Origin of the sequence: Pseudomonas lijiangensis (assembly GCF_018968705.1) — a bacterium.
Lineage (GTDB): Bacteria > Pseudomonadota > Gammaproteobacteria > Pseudomonadales > Pseudomonadaceae > Aquipseudomonas > Aquipseudomonas lijiangensis.
In genome coordinates, this window is record NZ_CP076668.1 from 4,153,385 (window position 1) to 4,171,592 (window position 18,208).

20 protein-coding genes are annotated in these 18,208 nt (G+C 58.7%); 12 read left to right on the forward strand and 8 right to left on the reverse strand.

Going from position 1 to position 18,208, the window contains the following annotated elements; genetic code table 11:
• Positions 1 to 27: 27 nt before the first annotated feature.
• Positions 28 to 1,002: a cysteine synthase A gene (gene cysK / locus KQP88_RS17145; RefSeq protein WP_095067452.1), complete on the reverse strand. Its 975-nt coding sequence runs from the start codon at positions 1,000 to 1,002 to the stop codon at positions 28 to 30.
• A gap of 126 nt (positions 1,003 to 1,128) precedes the next feature.
• On the opposite strand from cysK, the gene KQP88_RS17150 reads away from it, so the two are divergent.
• From KQP88_RS17150 to KQP88_RS17165, 4 genes are all read left to right on the forward strand, one after another.
• Entirely contained in the window at positions 1,129 to 2,199 is a 1,071-nt protein-coding gene (locus KQP88_RS17150) for a DUF748 domain-containing protein (protein ID WP_216703709.1), read from the forward strand.
• A gap of 156 nt (positions 2,200 to 2,355) precedes the next feature.
• Entirely contained in the window at positions 2,356 to 3,201 is an 846-nt protein-coding gene (locus KQP88_RS17155; protein WP_200992542.1) for an AAA family ATPase, read from the forward strand.
• Positions 3,202 to 3,240: 39 nt separating this feature from the next.
• Complete coding sequence (locus KQP88_RS17160; protein ID WP_216703710.1) at positions 3,241 to 4,419, forward strand: vWA domain-containing protein; 1,179 nt, start codon at positions 3,241 to 3,243, stop codon at positions 4,417 to 4,419.
• Between the two features lie 186 nt (positions 4,420 to 4,605).
• Complete coding sequence (locus KQP88_RS17165) at positions 4,606 to 5,325, forward strand: WbqC family protein (RefSeq protein WP_216703711.1); 720 nt, start codon at positions 4,606 to 4,608, stop codon at positions 5,323 to 5,325.
• Between the two features lie 193 nt (positions 5,326 to 5,518).
• On the opposite strand, the gene KQP88_RS17170 is transcribed toward KQP88_RS17165, so the two are convergent.
• From KQP88_RS17170 to KQP88_RS17180, 3 genes are read right to left on the reverse strand one after another with little or no spacing between them, the layout of a single operon-like run.
• The gene (locus KQP88_RS17170) at positions 5,519 to 6,043 is read right to left on the reverse strand and encodes a DUF2937 family protein (protein ID WP_216703712.1); all 525 of its coding nucleotides are present in this window, start codon (positions 6,041 to 6,043) and stop codon (positions 5,519 to 5,521) included.
• 28 nt (positions 6,044 to 6,071) lie between these two features.
• On the reverse strand, positions 6,072 to 6,857 hold the full coding sequence (locus tag KQP88_RS17175; protein WP_216703713.1) for a class II glutamine amidotransferase: 786 nt from the start codon (positions 6,855 to 6,857) through the stop codon (positions 6,072 to 6,074).
• A 52-nt stretch (positions 6,858 to 6,909) separates the two neighbouring features.
• Positions 6,910 to 7,380, reverse strand: coding sequence for an MFS transporter (locus KQP88_RS17180; protein WP_095067455.1), 471 nt, complete (start codon positions 7,378 to 7,380; stop codon positions 6,910 to 6,912).
• Between the two features lie 141 nt (positions 7,381 to 7,521).
• Between KQP88_RS17180 and KQP88_RS17185 the strand changes: the two genes are divergently transcribed.
• The 7 genes from KQP88_RS17185 to KQP88_RS17215 all read left to right on the forward strand — a co-directional run bounded on the left by KQP88_RS17185 (position 7,522) and on the right by KQP88_RS17215 (position 14,316).
• Positions 7,522 to 9,570, forward strand: a complete 2,049-nt coding sequence (locus KQP88_RS17185) for a S9 family peptidase (protein ID WP_216703714.1) — start codon at positions 7,522 to 7,524, stop codon at positions 9,568 to 9,570.
• Between the two features lie 75 nt (positions 9,571 to 9,645).
• Positions 9,646 to 10,122 (forward strand): cyclic nucleotide-binding domain-containing protein, encoded by a 477-nt coding sequence (locus KQP88_RS17190; RefSeq protein WP_025261183.1) that lies wholly within the window; start codon positions 9,646 to 9,648, stop codon positions 10,120 to 10,122.
• Positions 10,123 to 10,190: 68 nt separating this feature from the next.
• On the forward strand, positions 10,191 to 10,562 hold the full coding sequence (locus tag KQP88_RS17195; RefSeq protein WP_216703715.1) for a YajD family HNH nuclease: 372 nt from the start codon (positions 10,191 to 10,193) through the stop codon (positions 10,560 to 10,562).
• Between the two features lie 120 nt (positions 10,563 to 10,682).
• Positions 10,683 to 12,437, forward strand: a complete 1,755-nt coding sequence (locus KQP88_RS17200) for a copper resistance system multicopper oxidase (RefSeq protein WP_216705985.1) — start codon at positions 10,683 to 10,685, stop codon at positions 12,435 to 12,437.
• Between the two features lie 58 nt (positions 12,438 to 12,495).
• The gene (locus KQP88_RS17205) at positions 12,496 to 13,320 is read left to right on the forward strand and encodes a copper resistance protein B (RefSeq protein ID WP_407681840.1); all 825 of its coding nucleotides are present in this window, start codon (positions 12,496 to 12,498) and stop codon (positions 13,318 to 13,320) included.
• 52 nt (positions 13,321 to 13,372) lie between these two features.
• Positions 13,373 to 13,861 (forward strand): RNA methyltransferase, encoded by a 489-nt coding sequence (locus tag KQP88_RS17210; RefSeq protein ID WP_198728969.1) that lies wholly within the window; start codon positions 13,373 to 13,375, stop codon positions 13,859 to 13,861.
• A gap of 77 nt (positions 13,862 to 13,938) precedes the next feature.
• The gene (locus KQP88_RS17215; RefSeq protein ID WP_216703717.1) at positions 13,939 to 14,316 is read left to right on the forward strand and encodes a YgaP family membrane protein; all 378 of its coding nucleotides are present in this window, start codon (positions 13,939 to 13,941) and stop codon (positions 14,314 to 14,316) included.
• Between the two features lie 5 nt (positions 14,317 to 14,321).
• On the opposite strand, the gene KQP88_RS17220 is transcribed toward KQP88_RS17215, so the two are convergent.
• Positions 14,322 to 14,771, reverse strand: a complete 450-nt coding sequence (locus KQP88_RS17220; RefSeq protein WP_200992549.1) for a YcgN family cysteine cluster protein — start codon at positions 14,769 to 14,771, stop codon at positions 14,322 to 14,324.
• Positions 14,772 to 14,986: 215 nt separating this feature from the next.
• On the opposite strand from KQP88_RS17220, the gene KQP88_RS17225 reads away from it, so the two are divergent.
• Positions 14,987 to 15,580, forward strand: a complete 594-nt coding sequence (locus KQP88_RS17225) for a nitroreductase family protein (protein ID WP_216703718.1) — start codon at positions 14,987 to 14,989, stop codon at positions 15,578 to 15,580.
• A gap of 132 nt (positions 15,581 to 15,712) precedes the next feature.
• Here KQP88_RS17225 and KQP88_RS17230 read toward each other — a convergent pair whose 3' ends face one another.
• The 3 genes from KQP88_RS17230 to rnd all read right to left on the reverse strand — a co-directional run bounded on the left by KQP88_RS17230 (position 15,713) and on the right by rnd (position 18,176).
• Entirely contained in the window at positions 15,713 to 16,645 is a 933-nt protein-coding gene (locus KQP88_RS17230; protein ID WP_200992551.1) for a D-2-hydroxyacid dehydrogenase, read from the reverse strand.
• A 107-nt stretch (positions 16,646 to 16,752) separates the two neighbouring features.
• A complete protein-coding gene (locus KQP88_RS17235; RefSeq protein ID WP_025261192.1) occupies positions 16,753 to 17,046 on the reverse strand; it encodes a YcgL domain-containing protein in 294 nt (97 codons plus the stop codon).
• Complete coding sequence (gene rnd / locus KQP88_RS17240; protein WP_216703719.1) at positions 17,043 to 18,176, reverse strand: ribonuclease D; 1,134 nt, start codon at positions 18,174 to 18,176, stop codon at positions 17,043 to 17,045. Before rnd ends, KQP88_RS17235 begins: the two co-directional genes overlap by 4 nt.
• Positions 18,177 to 18,208: the final 32 nt, after the last annotated feature.

Here is an 18,208-nt window from a genome sequence, read left to right on the forward strand (position 1 = left end):
GACAAAGCCGACAAGTCAAAGATACGCTTACTGTTGCAATTCCTGTTCGGTAAACAGATCGCTGAACAGCATGCTGGAGAGATAACGCTCGCCCGAGTCCGGCAGAATCACGACGATCGTCTTGCCCTGCATCTCGGGTTTTTCCGACAGACGCACAGCTGCTGCCATGGCCGCGCCACAGGAAATGCCGCACAGGATGCCCTCTTCCTGCATCAGGCGCCGCGCCATCGCCTTGGCTTCTTCATCGCTGACCCGCTCCACCCGGTCAATCAGCGACAGGTCCAGGTTGCCGGGAATGAAACCGGCACCGATGCCCTGGATCTTGTGCGGGCTGGGTTTGATCTCTTCGCCAGCCAGTGCCTGGGTGATGATCGGCGACACATCCGGCTCCACCGCCACGGACTGGATAGGCTTGCCCTGAGTGTTCTTGATATAGCGGGAAATACCGGTGATCGTGCCGCCCGTGCCCACGCCCGCCACCAGCACATCGATTGCACCTTCGGTGTCTTCCCAGATTTCAGGACCGGTGGTCTTTTCATGAATGGCCGGGTTGGCCGGGTTATCGAACTGCGCCGGCATGAAGTACTTCTCGGGATCGCTGGCCAGAAGCTCTTCGGCCTTGGCGATAGCACCTTTCATGCCCTTGGCCGGCTCGGTCAACACCAGTTCGGCACCCAGGGCCTTGAGCACCTTGCGTCGCTCGATGCTCATGGAAGCTGGCATGGTCAGCGTCAGTTTGTAGCCACGGGCAGCGGCCACAAAGGCCAGACCGATCCCGGTATTGCCCGATGTCGGCTCGATGATGGTCATGCCGGGCTTGAGTCTGCCGCTGCTTTCAGCATCCCAGATCATGTTGGCGCCAATCCGGCACTTCACCGAATAGCCGGGATTGCGCCCTTCGATCTTGGCCAGAATCGTGACGCCCCGAGGTGCGATGCGGTTGATCTGCACCAGGGGCGTATTGCCAATTGAATGGGCGTTATCAGCATAAATACGGCTCATGATCGTGTCCTTGTACGCATGCGTTAAAAACTCAAAGCCTATGCTTACCGCCAGTGCGCGTCCAGTTGCACCGAACGGATGCGAGCCTTGGGAGTCAACCATTCAACACATCCAGAGGCCCAGGTCATGAAACCTCGCTACCGCTGGCCATTATGGATATTGGCCGCTCTTGTCATATTGCTGATTGCCATCAATGTCGCGCTGCCTTATCTGGTGCGTAACTACCTCAACGACAAACTCGCGGACATGGGCGATTACCGTGGCCAGATCACCGATGTGGACATCGCCCTGTGGCGCGGTGCCTACAGGATCAACGGGCTGAATATCGTCAAGGTGGATGGCAAGGTCCCGGTTCCCTTCGTCAAGGTGCCGGTCATCGACCTTGCGGTGAGCTGGCACGCCCTCTGGTACAACCATGCAGTCGTGGCCAGGATGGTGTTCATCGAGCCGGAGCTTAACTTTGTCGATGGCGGCAATGACAGGCAGGCCTCGCAGACGGGTCAGGGCACGGACTGGCGCACCCAGTTGAACAAACTGTTGCCCATCACCCTGGATGAAGCACGCATCGAGAATGCCCGCGTCACCTTCAACAACTTCACCTCCACTCCGAAGGTCAGGATCGAGGCCGACCGGATCAATGCCAGCCTCTATAACCTGACCAACGTGGTAGATGTGGAAGGCAAGCGCGACGCCCGCTTCGAAGGCAAGGGCCGACTGCTGGGCGGTGCCGCCGTGGAAGCCAATGCGACTTTCGATCCGCTCAGCGACTTCCAGGATTTCGACTTTCGCCTGCGCGCCACGGGCATCCACCTGCGACGCCTCAATGATTTTGCCTCGGCCTATGGCAAGTTCGACTTCAATGCCGGCAATGGCGATCTGGTCATCGAAGCCCAGGCCAACGACGGTCAACTCAGCGGCTATATCAAGCCGCTGTTGCGCAATGTCGATGTGTTCAACTGGAAACAGGACGTGGAAAACCAGAACAAGGGTTTCTTCCGCTCTATCTGGGAAGCGTTGGTGGGCGGCAGTGAAACCGTTCTGAAAAACCAGCGACAGAACCAGTTCGCCACTCGCGTCGATCTCAGTGGCAGCGTACGCCAGCAGGACATCAGCGGCTTCCAAGCTTTCCTGCAGGTGCTGCGCAATGCCTTTGTCCGGGCGTTCAACACTCGCTACGAGAGCAATGAAAACTCCTGAGCCCGACACGACCCTGTGAGCGCAATCCCTCATTCAATGACTGAATGAGGCATCTGCGTTCACAGTCGGTAACCCTGCGCGCTATAGTCGTCACATTCTTTGCGCCCATTGAGCCGCGCCAGCCACAGACTGCGCGTCACGTTAGAGGATTCACCGATGAAGTTCGAAGGCACCCACGCATACGTCGCCACCGACGACCTCAAGCTTGCGGTCAATGCCGCAATCACTCTGGAGCGGCCGCTGCTGGTCAAGGGTGAACCCGGCACGGGCAAGACCATGCTGGCCGAACAACTGGCCGAATCCTTCGGCGCCCGACTGATTACCTGGCACATCAAATCCACCACCAAGGCTCATCAGGGCCTGTACGAATACGATGCGGTCAGCCGCCTGCGGGACTCGCAACTGGGCGTCGATAAAGTCCACGACGTGCGCAACTACCTGAAGAAAGGCAAGCTCTGGGAGGCTTTCGAGGCCGAGGAGCGCGTGATCCTGCTGATCGATGAAATCGACAAGGCCGATATCGAATTCCCCAACGACTTGCTGCAAGAACTCGACAAGATGGAGTTCTACGTTTACGAGATCGACGAAACCATCAAGGCCAAAAAGCGCCCGATCATCATCATTACCTCCAATAACGAAAAAGAACTGCCGGACGCCTTCCTGCGCCGCTGCTTCTTCCACTACATCGCCTTTCCGGACCGCGCCACGTTGCAGAAGATCGTCGACGTGCATTACCCCGACATCAAGAAGGATCTGGTCAGCGAGGCCCTGGATGTCTTTTTCGACGTGCGCAAGGTGCCGGGCCTGAAGAAAAAGCCCTCGACCTCAGAGCTGGTGGACTGGCTGAAGCTGCTGATGGCCGACAATATCGGCGAAGCGGTGCTGCGCGAGCGTGACCCGACCAAGGCAATTCCTCCGCTGGCCGGTGCGCTGGTCAAGAACGAGCAGGACGTGCAGTTGCTTGAGCGCCTGGCCTTCATGAGCCGCCGCGGCAATCGCTGACCGTTCTTATCCACCCTGTCACGAAAAAGGGCGACAGCCATGCTGCTCAACCTGTTCAACGAAATGCGTGCGGCGAAAGTGCCGGTGTCATTGCGTGAATTGCTGGACCTGATCAACGCGCTGAAACAGCGGGTCATCTTCGCCGATATCGATGAGTTCTACTTTCTGGCGCGCACCATTCTGGTCAAGGACGAACGCCACTTCGACAAGTTCGACCGGGCTTTCGGCGCCTACTTCAAGGGCCTGGAAAACCTCGACGATCACCTTCAGGCACTGATCCCGGAAGACTGGCTGCGCAAGGAGTTCGAGCGTTCCCTGAGCGAGGAAGAACGCGCCCAGATCCAGTCTCTGGGCGGTCTGGACAAGCTGATCGAAGAATTCAAGAAACGCCTGGAAGAACAGAAGGAACGCCACGCCGGAGGCAACAAATGGATCGGCACCGGTGGCACCAGCCCGTTCGGTTCGGGCGGTTATAACCCCGAAGGCATCCGCGTGGGCGAAGCCGGTGAACGCAAAGGCAAGGCGGTCAAGGTCTGGGATCAGCGCGAGTACAAGAACCTCGACGATCAGGTGGAACTGGGCACCCGCAATATCAAGGTCGCCTTGCGCCGCCTGCGCAAGTTCGCCCGCCAGGGTGCTGCCGATGAGCTGGATATCGACGGCACCATCGACCATACCGCCCGCGATGCAGGCCTGCTGAATATCCAGATGCGCCCCGAACGGCGCAATACCATCAAGCTGCTGCTGTTATTCGATATCGGCGGCTCGATGGATGCCCATGTGAAAGTCTGCGAAGAACTGTTTTCGGCCTGCAAGACCGAGTTCAAGCACATGGAGTATTTCTACTTTCATAACTTCATTTATGAATCGGTCTGGAAGAACAACCTGCGCCGGGGCTCGGAGCGCACCTCCACCCAGGACCTGCTGCACAAGTACGGCGCCGATTACAAAGTGATCTTCATCGGCGATGCCGCCATGGCCCCCTATGAAATCACCCAGCCGGGAGGCAGCGTCGAACACTGGAACGAGGAAGCGGGCTATGTGTGGATGCAGCGCTTCATGGCCAAGTTCAAGAAGATCGTCTGGATCAACCCTTATCCCAAGAGTGCATGGGACTACACCTCTTCCACCCACATCATCCGCGACCTGATCGAAGACCAGATGTACCCCCTGACCTTGCGCGGCCTGGAAGAAAGCATGCGCTACCTGGCCAAGTAGGCCCTCTTCACCTTTCGTCAAAGCCGGTCATCGACTGGCTTGTCGAAAGCGACCACTAACAGCTCTCTTTCCTCCCGCCAGACTAGGCTTCCCAGTGCGACACCCACAGCAGTAATCACAACCCATCAGTTGTATTCCTGACTACTCCGCCGGCTAACCACCGTCGTCGAGACCTCGTGGGGTTCCATGATCAAAACCCTGGGCATCATGCAGCCCTATTTCTTTCCCTACCTCGGTTACTTCCAGCTTATCGCCTCGGTGGAGCAGGGAATTCTCTTCGATATCGTCAAGTACAAGCGCAAAAGCTGGATGAACCGCAATCGAATGCTGGATGACAAAGGTGGCTGGCAATATATAACCGTGCCCGTGAAAAGCAGCGACGGCATGCTGATCAAGGACACGATGGTCATCGATCATGCGGGCTCATTGAGGCACATCCGCGGCCAGCTTGATCACTACCGCGGCAAGGCGCCCTTCTTCAAACAGACCCTGCAACTGCTCGACCTGACCTTCGACTCGACCCGCTCGGCCAGCATTGGCGACCTGAATGCCAGCTCCCTGAAAGTCGTCTGCGACTACCTCGGTATGGCGTTCAACTGGACAACCTGTTCCGACATGCAACTGGAACTGCCTCCCATTGAACATGCCGGCCAGTGGGCACTTGAAATCAGCAGCGTGATGGGCGCCCGCCGCTACATCAACGCCCCCGGCGGCCGGGAAATACTCATACCCCGGGAATGGCACGAACGGCAAATAGAACTGCGATTCCTGAAACCCTCGCCCTTGATCTACCCCACCGCCCACTACAACTTCGTGGAAAACCTCTCCATCCTGGACTTACTGATGTGGAATGAGCCAGGGGCGATTACGGAGTACATACGGTGTAATACGGAGTGTGTGGTTTGAGAGCTGAGTGACAGAAACACCATAGGAGTAATGCAGATCAGTCAAGGCACAAACAAAACTTGTGGGAGGCAGCTTGCTGGCGACGGGGACAGTGAAACCGGCAGATATTCTGCGCCTGTAAAAATCGCCAGCAAGCTGCCTCCCACAGGGTGATTATTGACCTTAACTGATCGTCATTGCCCCACAGACGCTATCAGCGCCAGTCCCTGTTCAACTGTGGCTTGCGCCGCCCACCTGTCACCACCCAGCCCAGCAACAGGAAGAAGCTTTCGATCAGCAGCGCCAGCAACAATGCCGAGATGATGCCCCAGGCAATGACTTCAGGTGCCAGCAGCACTTGCCAGGTGTAGCCATTGAAGGTTTCGCGACGGATGTCGGCATCGGCTGAGGTGGCGACATACAAGGCTCTGGAATACCACGCGCCTTGCAGGCCGAGCCATTGGCGCTCCAGCACGTGGGTGCGGGTCAGCAATGTGCTGATGGTGTCGGCATCGCTGCGAAACACCGGATCTTCGCTGTTGCGATAGTGCTGGATCAGCGCCTGGATGTCGCCCTTGAAAAACTGCTGCGCGGTCGCGTTGTAACCCTTGATGGCCTGTTGCGCCTCGATCAGATGCGCTTCGACTCGCTTGCTGTAGTCACTGATGAAACCCGGAACCTGAACCCCCACCAGCAGGCCAGTCGTGAACAAGACCAATCGCAGATAACTTCGCAGCATTTAGATCCCTCTTGTCGGTTAGGCGAGCTTAAATCGGAGTATCGGTTGACCCTTGGGCCACACATTCGCCCTTGCGCCACAGGCTCCACTGACCCGGTTCGTAGCGATTCCAGGTTTCGTTTTCGGTCAGCGGTTCGGTAGCAATGACAGTCACCACGTCATGGGGCGTGGTTTCTGCCTGAAAATCGACAATCACATCGACATCCTTCAAGCGTGCCGGACCAAAGGGCGCACGACGGGTGATCTGTACCAGTTTGGTACTGCAGAAACAGAACAGCCAGTCGCCATCACTGAGCAGGCTGTTGAACACGCCTTTGGCCCGGTATTCGGAGCACGCCTCGATCAGGTATGGCAGCAGTTGCTCGACTTCCACCGGCTCGGGAAAGGCTTCGCGCACCCGGTTGAGCAAGTCACAGAACGCCGCTTCACTGTCGGTATCGCCTACAGGACGATAAAAGGTAGCACGGGGACTGAAATCGGCCAGTTGGCCGTTATGGGCAAAACACCAGTTGCGTCCCCAGAGTTCGCGCACGAAAGGATGAGTGTTGGACAGGCAGACCTTACCGACATTGGCCTGACGAATATGGCCGATGACCACTTCACTCTTGATGGGGTAGCGCTGCACCAGTTGCGCGACTTCCGATTCGCTGCTGGCTGCCGGGTCCTGAAACAGACGCAGGCCGCGCCCCTCATAGAAGGCGATCCCCCAGCCATCGCGATGCGGGCCGGTGCGCCCGCCCCTCTGCATCAGCCCTGTGAAGCTGAAAACGATATCGGTCGGGACATTGGCGCTCATGCCCAGTAGTTCACACATGCTCAGGTTCTCGCTTCAATACGTGCTGCACGCTTGCCAACGAAGCGGGTTCTTACAAACGAGGCTCGACTCGCCCACGACTCGCACTGGCGGCCGGTGCAGCCGGGCTGCGGCCGTAGCGGTCGTCCCTGGCAAAAGGTTCGTCGTCGGTGTCGTCAGGCTCGGCTACAGGCTGTGGCTGACGGGCCTTGCGGTTTTTCTCCAGGGGCCAGCGCACCAGCACGAACACCAGATAGGCAATCAGGGCAAACATGCCATAGGTGGCCAGATCGATGATCGCGCTCCAGACATTGCTGCCCACCTTGAACAGCAGATCAAGGGCGGTAACGGCCACGGCAGGTGCCAGTAATTCCTTGGCTGGATCGACGATGGTCGGCGTGAACAGCAACACTGCGCCAATCACCCGAAGGGGCTCTTTCAGGTAGCGCCACATCCAGCGGGTCATCAAAAACCACACCAGCAGGCAGCCCAATGCTGCAAATGCATAGAGGCCCCAGGCGATCAGATAGTCGTTCTCGGTCATGACGTCCGTGGTAAGGCAGGTAAATAGGCGCTTATGATAACGACTTTTCACTGGCCCGGCTCGCCCGGCTTCAGTAATAGGTGCGCCATACTTGCAGCCACCGATATTTCAATGACCCGATGCCTTTAAAGAGAGCCCCGCATGTCCTTCTCGAATGCCACCTCCAGCGCCCCGATCGCTCGCAAGGCCGACGGCTCCGATCCCTATGCATGGTTGCAGAATCGCGACAGCGATGAAGTGCTCGACTATCTCAAGGCTGAAAACAGCTATCAGGAACAGCAACTGGCCGATCAGGCGCAATTGCGTGAAACCCTGTTCCAGGAAATAAAAGGCCGCATTCTTGAGACCGACCTGTCGCTGCCCTCCCCCTGGGGCCCGTACCTGTATTACACCCGCACCACCGAGGGTGATGAATATGCCAGGCACTATCGCTGCCCGCGCCCGGCAGACGACTCGAACACCGTCGATGAGAGCCATGAAGAGCTGTTGCTGGACCCCAACGTGCTGGCCGATGGCGGATTCTTCTCTCTGGGCGCGTTCAGTATCAGCCCCGACCATCAACGCCTGGCCTACAGCCTGGATACCACGGGCGAAGAGGTCTATCAGCTTTACGTCAAGGAACTGGGCACAGGCCAGGTGAGCAGCCTGCCGTTCGAAGATTGCGACGGCAGCATGACCTGGGCCAATGACAGCCAGACGCTGTTCTTCGGTGAACTGGACGACACCCACCGCCCGCACAAACTCTACCGTCATCGTCTGGGCAGCGACTCGGCCGACCTGGTATTCAGCGAGCCGGACGGCCGCTTCTTCCTGCATTGCTTCCGTAGCAGCTCCGAGCGCCAGTTGATTCTGCTGCTCAACAGCAAGACTACCAGCGAAGCCTGGCTGCTGGATGCCGAGCATCCCGAGCAAGCCTTCGTATGCATGGCCGAGCGGGTCGAAGGTCATGAATACTTTCCGGACCACGGCCAGCTCGATGGTGTCTGGAGCTGGTTTATCCGAAGCAATCAGAGCGGTATCAACTTCGCGCTGTATCAGGCCTCGGAACAGCATGCGGGCCGCGATGGCTGGCAAGAGCTGGTCCCGCACAGCGATACAGTGATGCTGGAAGATATGAGCCTCAATGCCAGAAGCCTGACCCTGAGCCTGCGCGAAGGTGGCCTGCCGATCATCGAAGTTCGCCCACAAGGTCTGCCGGCCTATCGCGTGCAATTGCCCGACGCGGCCTACAGCCTGTATGTACAGGACTCACTGGAATTCGACAGCGACAGCATTCGCCTGCGCTATCAGTCCCTCAATCGTCCGGCGCAGGTCCGCCAGTTGGCTCTGGCCACCGGCGAGCAAGTGGTGCTCAAGGAAACGCCGGTGCTCGGTGAGTTCGATGCCGATGCCTACGTCAGCCAGCGTCTCTGGGCAACCGCCAGCGATGGCACACAAGTGCCCATCAGTCTGGTAGTCAAACGCGAGTTGCTGGGCCAGGCGACGCCACTGTATCTCTATGGTTACGGCGCCTACGGCGAAAGCCTGGACCCATGGTTTTCCCACGCCCGTCTGAGCCTGCTGGATCGTGGCGTAGCCTTTGCCATTGCCCATGTACGCGGCGGTGGTGAACTGGGTGAAGCCTGGTATCGCAACGGCAAACAGGAACACAAGCAGAACACGTTCGGCGACTTCATTGCCTGCGCCGAACACCTGATCGACAAGGGCCTGACCCGCGCCGATCAACTGGTCATCAGCGGTGGCAGCGCAGGTGGACTGTTGATCGGTGCCGTACTCAACCAGCGTCCAGAGCTGTTCAAGGCAGCGATTGCCGAAGTGCCGTTCGTGGATGTGCTCAACACCATGCTCGATCCTGAACTGCCGCTGACCGTCACCGAATACGACGAATGGGGCAATCCGCAGGAGCCAGAGGTGCATGCCCGCATCAAGGCCTATGCGCCTTACGAGAATGTCAGTGCCCAGGCCTACCCCGCCACTCTGGTCATTGCCGGTTATAACGACAGCCGCGTGCAATATTGGGAAGCCGCCAAGTGGGTCGCAAAACTGCGCGACATCAAGACTGACGACAACCTTCTGCTGCTCAAAACCGAACTGGGCGCCGGCCATGGCGGCATGAGCGGTCGCTATCAGGGACTGCGCGATGTGGCCCTTGAGTACGGTTTTATCTTCAAGGTTTTGCAACTGGACTGAACTTGGCGCCAATAGTCTGTCTTAGTAGCATCGGGGGCACGGACCTGCCCCCTCTTACCTGCACAAGACCGAACCATGTCAGAACAACCGTCCCACCTGAACAATGCCATACGCGACATGCTGCTGGACTGCGGCCTGTTCGACACCCTGCTGCCCGCCGATTACCTGACCGTCGCGGGTTACTTCAGCATCAGCGATATCCAGGAAGGCCAGAGCATCTTCAACGAAGGCGATGCCGGTACCTTCATGTGCATCATCGACCGCGGCACGGTTTCGGTACAGAAACTCAATCCCGAAGGCCAGCAGGTGGAAATCGCCACGTTGCGTCGGGGCCGGGCCTTCGGCGAAATGGCGGTACTCGACGGCGAACGCCGTTCGGCCAGTTGCATCGCTGCATCGGATTGCCAGTTGCTGAACCTGGGCCGGGACTCGCTGGACAAGATGCTCGACGAAGCGCCGAAAATCGCGGCCAAGATCATTCGTGCCCTCGCCATTTCCCTGTCAAAGCGTCTGCGCATGGTCGACGGCCAACTACTCTCCCAACAGGTGTGAGTTTCGTCATCTGGCGCTAAACTTGTGCGCATTCCCGCTATCAATGCGCACACGACACAGGTGACACCATGAGCACGGCCAACCCTCCTTCCAACATGTCCAAGCTGGACCGTATCCTGGCCGACGCCCAGCGCGACCGCGAAATGGGTTATCGGGACAAGGCGCTGCGCATGTATCCGCACGTGTGTGGCCGTTGCGCACGGGAGTTTTCGGGCAAGCGCCTGAGCGAACTGACGGTTCACCATCGTGACCACAACCACGATAACAACCCGCAGGACGGCTCCAACTGGGAACTGCTGTGCCTGTATTGCCATGACAACGAGCACTCGCGTTACACCGACCAGCAGTATTTCTCCGACAGTTCCCTCAGCACCCCGAAAGCCGCCAAGGCCACCCACAACCCCTTCGCTGCGCTGGCGGGGCTGATGAAAAAGGAATGACACCCCGTCAATCCATGGGCGGTGTGATCTGTAACCTTACAGAAATGTAATCACCCGCCCGGCCTCGTTATGGCATCTTCCTTTCAGACAAGCACGCAACTGACTGGATACAACCTGGGCATGCACTCCAAGACCTCAAGACGAACCTTTGTGAAAGGGCTGACAGCCGGCAGCCTGCTGGGCGGCATCGGGCTCTGGCAAAGCCCTGTGTGGGCCATCAGCGGCGCGGATGAACCCAGGGTTCTGGCGGGCACCGAGTTCGATCTCTTCATCGGCGAAACCCCGGTCAACATCACTGGCACGCCGAAAACGGCCATGACCATCAACGGCGGCCTCCCCGGCCCTCTGCTGCGCTGGCGTGAAGGCGATACCGTCACCTTGCGGGTGAAAAACCGGCTCAAGGAAAACACGTCCATTCACTGGCACGGCATCCTGCTGCCCGCCAACATGGACGGCGTTCCGGGCCTGAGTTTTCAGGGCATCGAGCCGGACGGCATGTATGTCTATCGCTTCAAGGTCCGACAGAACGGCACTTACTGGTATCACAGCCATTCCGGCCTTCAGGAGCAATCGGGGGTGTATGGCCCGCTGGTGATCGATGCCAGGGAACCCGAACCCTTCCAGTACGAACGCGACTACGTGGTGATGCTCACGGACTGGACGGATGACGACCCCGTCGAGCTGATGAAGAACCTCAAGAAACAGTCGGATTACTACAACTACAACAAGCGCACGGTGGGTGACTTCATCCACGATGTCAGCGAAAAAGGCTGGGGCGAGGCAGTTGCCGATCGCACGATGTGGGCCGGGATGAAAATGAACCCGACCGATCTGGCCGATGTGAGCGCCGCGACCTACACCTACCTCATGAACGGCAAGGCCCCCGACATGAACTGGACGGGAGTATTTCGAGCAGGAGAGCGGATCAGGCTGCGCTTCATCAACGGCTCGTCCATGACCTACTTCGACGTGCGGATTCCGGGCCTGAAAATGACCGTGGTCGCGGCCGACGGGTTACACGTCAAGCCGGTCAGTGTCGATGAGTTGCGCATAGCCGTTGCCGAAACCTTCGATGTCATCGTCGAGCCCACCGAAGAGGCCTACACCCTGTTCGCCCAGTCCATGGACCGCACAGGTTTTGCCCGCGGCACGCTCACCCGCAAGGCCGGTGCAACGGCCCCGGTTCCGCCTCTCGACCCACGCCCATTGCTGGGCATGGATGACATGGGAATGGATCATGGCGGTATGAATCATGGAAAGATGGCCGCCATGGACCACAGCAACATGGCAGGCATGAATCACCATGACATGTCGGGCATGAGCAGCATGCAACCTGCGCCGCAATCACAACCACAGTCGCACCCGGAAACGGAGAAGAACAATCCGCTGGTGGACATGCAGGCCATGAAAACTTCTCCCAAGCTGGACGATCCTGGCATCGGACTGAGAAATAATGGTCGCCGCGTCCTGACCTACGGGGATCTGCGCAGCACATTCGAGGACCCCGACGGACGCGAGCCCGGGCGCACCATCGAACTGCATCTGACCGGTCACATGGAGAAGTTCGCCTGGTCGTTCAACGGCGTGAAGTTCTCGGATGCCGAGCCGCTTAAGCTCAAATATGGCGAGCGCATCAGGGTCGTGCTGGTCAACGACACCATGATGACTCACCCCATTCACCTGCATGGCATGTGGAGCGACCTCGAAGACGAGAACGGCCAATTCATGGTCCGCAAACACACCATCGACATGCCACCGGGCTCAAGGCGCAGCTATCGCGTCACCGCCGATGCCCTCGGGCGCTGGGCCTATCACTGCCATCTGCTCTACCACATGGAAATGGGCATGTTCCGTGAAGTGCGCGTGGAAGAATGAGAACCTCAGCATGAACAGAATCTTTCATCTTTCCCGACTGTCCGGCCTGCTTGTGGCAATGGGTCCATCGATGACAATGCCGGCCCTGGCTGCCGACATGAGCGGCATGGATCACGGCAGCCATTCCATGCACCACGACCACATGCAGCCCGCACCGTCCAGCGCTGGCCAGAGTCGTACGCCCATCCCGGAACTGACGGATGAAGACAGGGCTGCGGTCTACACCAGCCATACAGGCCATACGGTGCATGACAGCGCCATCAATACCTTCTTCATGGCCGACAAACTGGAATGGCAGAACGCCGATCAGGGCAACACGCTGGCGTGGGATCTCAAAGGCTGGGTCGGAGGTGATATCGATCGCCTGTGGATACGCTCCGAAGGCGAACGCACTGATGGCAAGACCGGGGACGCCGAAATCCAGGCGCTGTGGGGACACGCGATCAGCCCATGGTGGGACCTGGTCGCGGGCGCACGCCAGGACTTCAAGCCGGGCGATCCGCAGACCTGGGCCGCGTTTGGCATTCAGGGCATGGCCCTGTCCAACTTCGAAGCCCAGGCCACAGCCTTCATCGGCGAAGCAGGCCAGAGCGCCGCACGCCTTGAAGGCGATTACGACCTGCTGCTGACCAACCGGCTCATTCTGCAGCCCACGGCCGAGCTCAACGTCTACGGCAAGAACGATGCGCAACGCGGTATCGGCTCCGGTCTGGCCAACACTGAAGTCGGCCTGCGGCTTCGCTATGAAATCCGGCGGGAGTTCGCGCCTTATATTGGCGTGAGCTGGAACCGGACTTATGGCAAGACTGCCGATTATGCTCGTGAAGAAGGCGAAGATCGCAGCGAGGCAAGGTGGGTGCTGGGTATCAGGATGTGGTTCTAGACCTTTTGCGTTCTGCCGTATACTTGCGCGTTTTACCCAGAGCATCTCTAACGTGGCAAACAAACGGTACGCCTGCATCGGCCTTTACAACCCCAAATCCCCGGAAAACGTCGGATCGGTGATGCGGGCGGCGGGCTGTTATGGCGTGGCTTCGGTCTTCTACACCGGCAAACGCTACGAGCGCGCACGGGACTTCATCACCGATACCAAGAAGATCCATCAGGATATTCCGCTGATCGGCATCGAAGACCTCAAGAGCATCCTGCCCCTGGGCTGCATTCCGGTTGCGGTGGAACTGGTGGACGGTGCTCGTGCCCTGCCCGAATACACTCACCCGGATCGCGCCCTGTATATCTTCGGCCCGGAAGACGGCTCGCTGGATCAGGAAATCCGCGACTGGTGCGAAGACGTGGTCTACATCCCCACCCAGGGCTGCATGAACCTGGCTGCGACCGTCAATGTCGTGCTCTATGACCGCATGGCCAAGGGTATAAATACCCGCTCGGGTCCACAGTTCGGCCGGGAAAAGCCCGACCACTGATGAAAATGCAGTGAACAGTTTCACGGATGGGCAGTCAGTTTCGTTGAAGCCGACTTATCACGTCATGGAGAACCATCATGAGCGACACCCCGATCATCGATAGAATCGACACCCCGCGACTGCACAACTACCCGCAGCAGAACGTCCAGGGCTGGGAGCGCATAGGCTCTCTGGCAGGCGGCGTGACAATGATGGGCAAAGGACTGCGCCGTGGTGGCCTGCTGGGCCTGGTCCAACTGGCCATCGGCGGTGCCGTACTGGCTCGCGGTATCACAGGGCATTGCTCGGCCAAGAGCCTGATCGAAAAAAGCCGGAGCAACCTGCACAGTGCACGCTCGGATATCGAACGCGCCGGTGCCGAGTTGAAACAGCTCAAGGACAATGCCGAACTGGCCGCCAGGACGTCGGTCATCAACGGCATCGATGCCTTGAAAGACCCGAAAAGCGACGTCTGAGCCCCTTAACCGGCGCGGAAAATCAGGTAATCCTCCCAGTCGTCTTCGGGCACGCTGTTCTCACTGAGCATGCGTCCCGACTGGGAGATGCGCTCGTGGTGCACAGCCTCGCGATCTCCGCACACCAGATGGTGCCAGAGCGGTAGATCCTTCCCTTCGCTGACCAGACGATAACCACAGGTAGGCGGCAGCCATTTGAACTCGTCAGCCTGCCCGGCCGTGAGTTGAATGCAGTCAGGCACAAAGGCTCGACGATTGCTGTAATCGGAGCACTGACACGTCTTCAGGTCCAGCAACTTGCAGGCGATGCGCGTGTAGTAAACACTGTTGTCGTCTTCATCTTCCAGCTTTTGCAGGCAGCACAGACCGCAGCCATCGCACAGCGATTCCCACTCGTCCGTGTCCAGTTGGTCGAGTGTTTTGCGTATCCAGAAGGGTTCAACTTTAGCGGCCATGGTTCGGACAACGGTATCGACAATGAAAAGGCCGCCAGTCTAGTGGCACATCGGATGCGGGCCAAGCCTTTGCGACTGCCGGTATCCAACACTTCACTTGTCAGTGGCGTGGCAAAACAGTAGCGTTAGAAGGCTTTTGAGAGCACAGACAATGCCTGCCAACCACGGCCCATCATGTCAAGCTCACTTCAAACCTTCGCCACGACAGGATTCGCATGAGCACTAATCCCCGTATCGCCGACCACACCATCGACCCGCAATTCACCCATCGCTGGTCGCCACGCGCCTTCACAGGTGAAAGCATTCCACAGGAAACCCTGCTGAGTTTCTTCGAGGCCGCACGCTGGGCACCTTCGGCCTACAACTCGCAGCCATGGCGCTTCCTTTATGCGCGTCGCGACACCCCGAACTGGGAGCGTTACCTGGGCCTGCTCAATGAGTTCAACCGCAGCTGGGCGCAGAGCGCTTCGGCACTGGTGATCGTCATCTCCAAGACCACCTTCGCCGCACCCGGCGCGACCGAAGAGAGCCCGGCAACCACGCACGAGTTCGATGCCGGCTCCGCCTGGGGCTACCTGGCATTGCAGGCCAGCCTGAGCGGCTGGTACACCCACGGCATGTCAGGCTTCGACAAGGAACTGACCCGCAAGGAGCTGAACATTCCAGAAGGCTATGCCCTGCATGCAGCAGTCGCTATCGGCAAGCTGGGCGACAAGGCAATCCTGCCCGAATACCTGCAAGGCCGCGAAATCCCAAGCCCACGCAAGCCAGTAGCAGAACTGGCGGCTGAGGGTGATTTTTCGTTGTAGGTTTTTAGAGCTGCAAGCTGCAAGCTGCAAGTGGAAAGCTTCAAGCTTCTAACTTGTAGCTTGTAGCTTGTAGCTTGTAGCTTGTAGCTTGTAGCTTGTAGCTTGTAGCTTTTAACTTGCAGCTACCGCTGCTCAATATCCCCGCGAAAAATCCACTTCTCCGCGCAGCGGCTCACCTGCCTGAAAAGCCTTGAGGTTCTCGACGAACAATTCGGTCATGGCCAGGGGCGATGTCGGGGCAGAACTGTGCCCGGTCAGCAGCAGGCCATAAGCGGTCCAGAACGGATGGCGCTGAGGCAGCGGTTCCTGACGGCAGACATCGATCACAGCGCCAGCCAGGTGCCCTTCCTTCAAGGCTTCCACCAGATCCGCGTCGACCACCGCCACACCACGTCCGACGTTGATGAACAGCGCCGAAGGCTTGAATGCCGCGAACAGTTTCGCGTCGTACAAATCGTGGGTTGCCGGTGTGTTGGGCAGCAGGTTGATGACATAGTCCATATCGCCAACCATCTGTTCCAGATCCGCCAGGGCACCGACTTCGACGAACGGCTCCTGGGTGCGCGCCTGAGAAGCGACGCCGTAGACCTGCACGCCAAAAGGCACGAGGAACTGCGCGACACGCTGGCCGATATCACCCGCGCCCACGATCAGCGCCTTGCGGCCATACAGGCTCTGGCCGGGACGATTGTCCCATTTGCGTTCGACCTGACTCATCAGGCGCGCCAGCACTTCACGTTCGTGACCGAGCATGTAGGTCAACAGAAACTCGGCCATGACCTGACCGAAAATACCGACCGCCCGCGTCAATCGATAATCCCTGGATACGCCCTCGGCCAGCAACGGGGTAATTCCCGCCCAGGTCGATTGCAACCATTGCGGCTTGTGCCCCTGACGCAACAGATTGGCCAGTAGATCAGGCTGTCCCAGCCAGACCGTGCATTCACCAGCCATACGAGACAGTTCGGCGGAATCACCGCTGCTCATGATTTCAACTTCGGGCGCTACCTTGCGCAACAGTTGGGTGTAGATGGGGTAATCGTGTTCGGCAATCAGAACGCGCATGTTTCAAAAACCTTAAAAACGGGACAAACAAGCTGCAACAGCCATGGGCCGGTCTGCCTGCGTGCTGTGCAAGCAGGCAGACCGGCACTACAGTGCGGCACAACGGATCAGACTGGATCGTTGCGGCGCAACAACTCTTCGGGCAAGTGCTGGATGTATTCCTCTTCGGCAGGCGGCATCTGCAAGTGATAACCCTGGGTATCGAGGTTTTCCAGCACCTTGTTGATATCTTCACGAGCCAGCGCGCGCTCAGGACTGAGCACCAGGTCGAAAGCATGCTGGGGCGTGCCGAACGCAGCCAGTAACTCTACCGGTACACGCTTGAGCACATCGCTCTTGAGCACATACAGGTACATCTCGTTCTTTTTCGGGCTGCGATAAATGGAGCAAATACGTTTCAAGGCTGTTCTCCTGCATTGGCCAGGCTGTCGAGCAGCGCCTGCCCCATTAATTCGCGACGCCAGCCACGCAGCGAATCGGGCAATGTGTAAGGGCCATCGGGGTAGCCGCTCTTGAGCAAGGCTTCGAGGGTCTTCTTGCGCAGCACGACCTCGGGGGCAATATTCAGTTGCTCAGCGTATTGCTGACCAATCGCCCGCAAGCCTTTCAGAATGCCGGAAGCCTCGATCGGCAGAGGCTCGGGCAACGCCGCAGGCCACTGATCCGGCGGCAGATTGCCGGATTTCTTGATCAGATCCAGCAGGAACTCACCATCCTGACGTACAGTGCGCGGGTGCATGTCTTCGATCCGGGCCAGGGCACTGAGGTTGTCCGGCTGGGTCTTGGCCAGCGGCCACAACGAGTGCTCACGCACGATGCGATTGCGCGGCAGGTTGCGCGAACGCGCCTGTATCTCGCGCCAGGCACACAGCTCACGCAATACCGCCAGCTGGGCACGAGACAGCTTCCAGGCCAGTTTGGCGTCGCGGTAAATCTCGTAGGGATCGGTTTCCCGGCGCAGGTTGGCGACCAGCTCTGCTCCATCCTCGAGAACCCACAGGTATTTCTCGTCCGACAGGCGTGGCCGCAACAGGCCGAAAAGCTCGGCCAGATGCACGGCATCTTCGGCGGCATAGCTGATCTGGGTTTCCGACAACGGGCGTTGCAGCCAGTCGGAGCGGGTCTCGCCCTTGGGCAGGTCGATGTTCAGCACCTCCTGCACCAGACGCGAATAGCCCATGGAAAACCCGATGTTCAGGTAAGCGGCCGCCAGTTGAGTGTCGAACAGCGGAACCGGCAGGCTGCCCGTCAGGCGCAACAGCACTTCCAGGTCTTCGCTGCAGGCATGGACCACTTTGATGACGTCGGTGTTTTCAAGCAGTGCGGACAGAGGCGTCCAGTCGCTGATGAGCAACGGGTCGATCAGCCAGGCGCTGGAACCGTCGCCGATCTGCAACAGCGCGGCAATCGGGTAAAAGGTGTCGACCCGCATGAACTCGGTGTCGAGCGCGACAAATGGCAACGACTGCCACTGCGCGCACTGTCGGGCGAGGCTGTCGTCGTCGCGAATCCAATGAATATCGATGGCCACACGGCTCTCCCTTGATCAATGGCGCGCAGTAT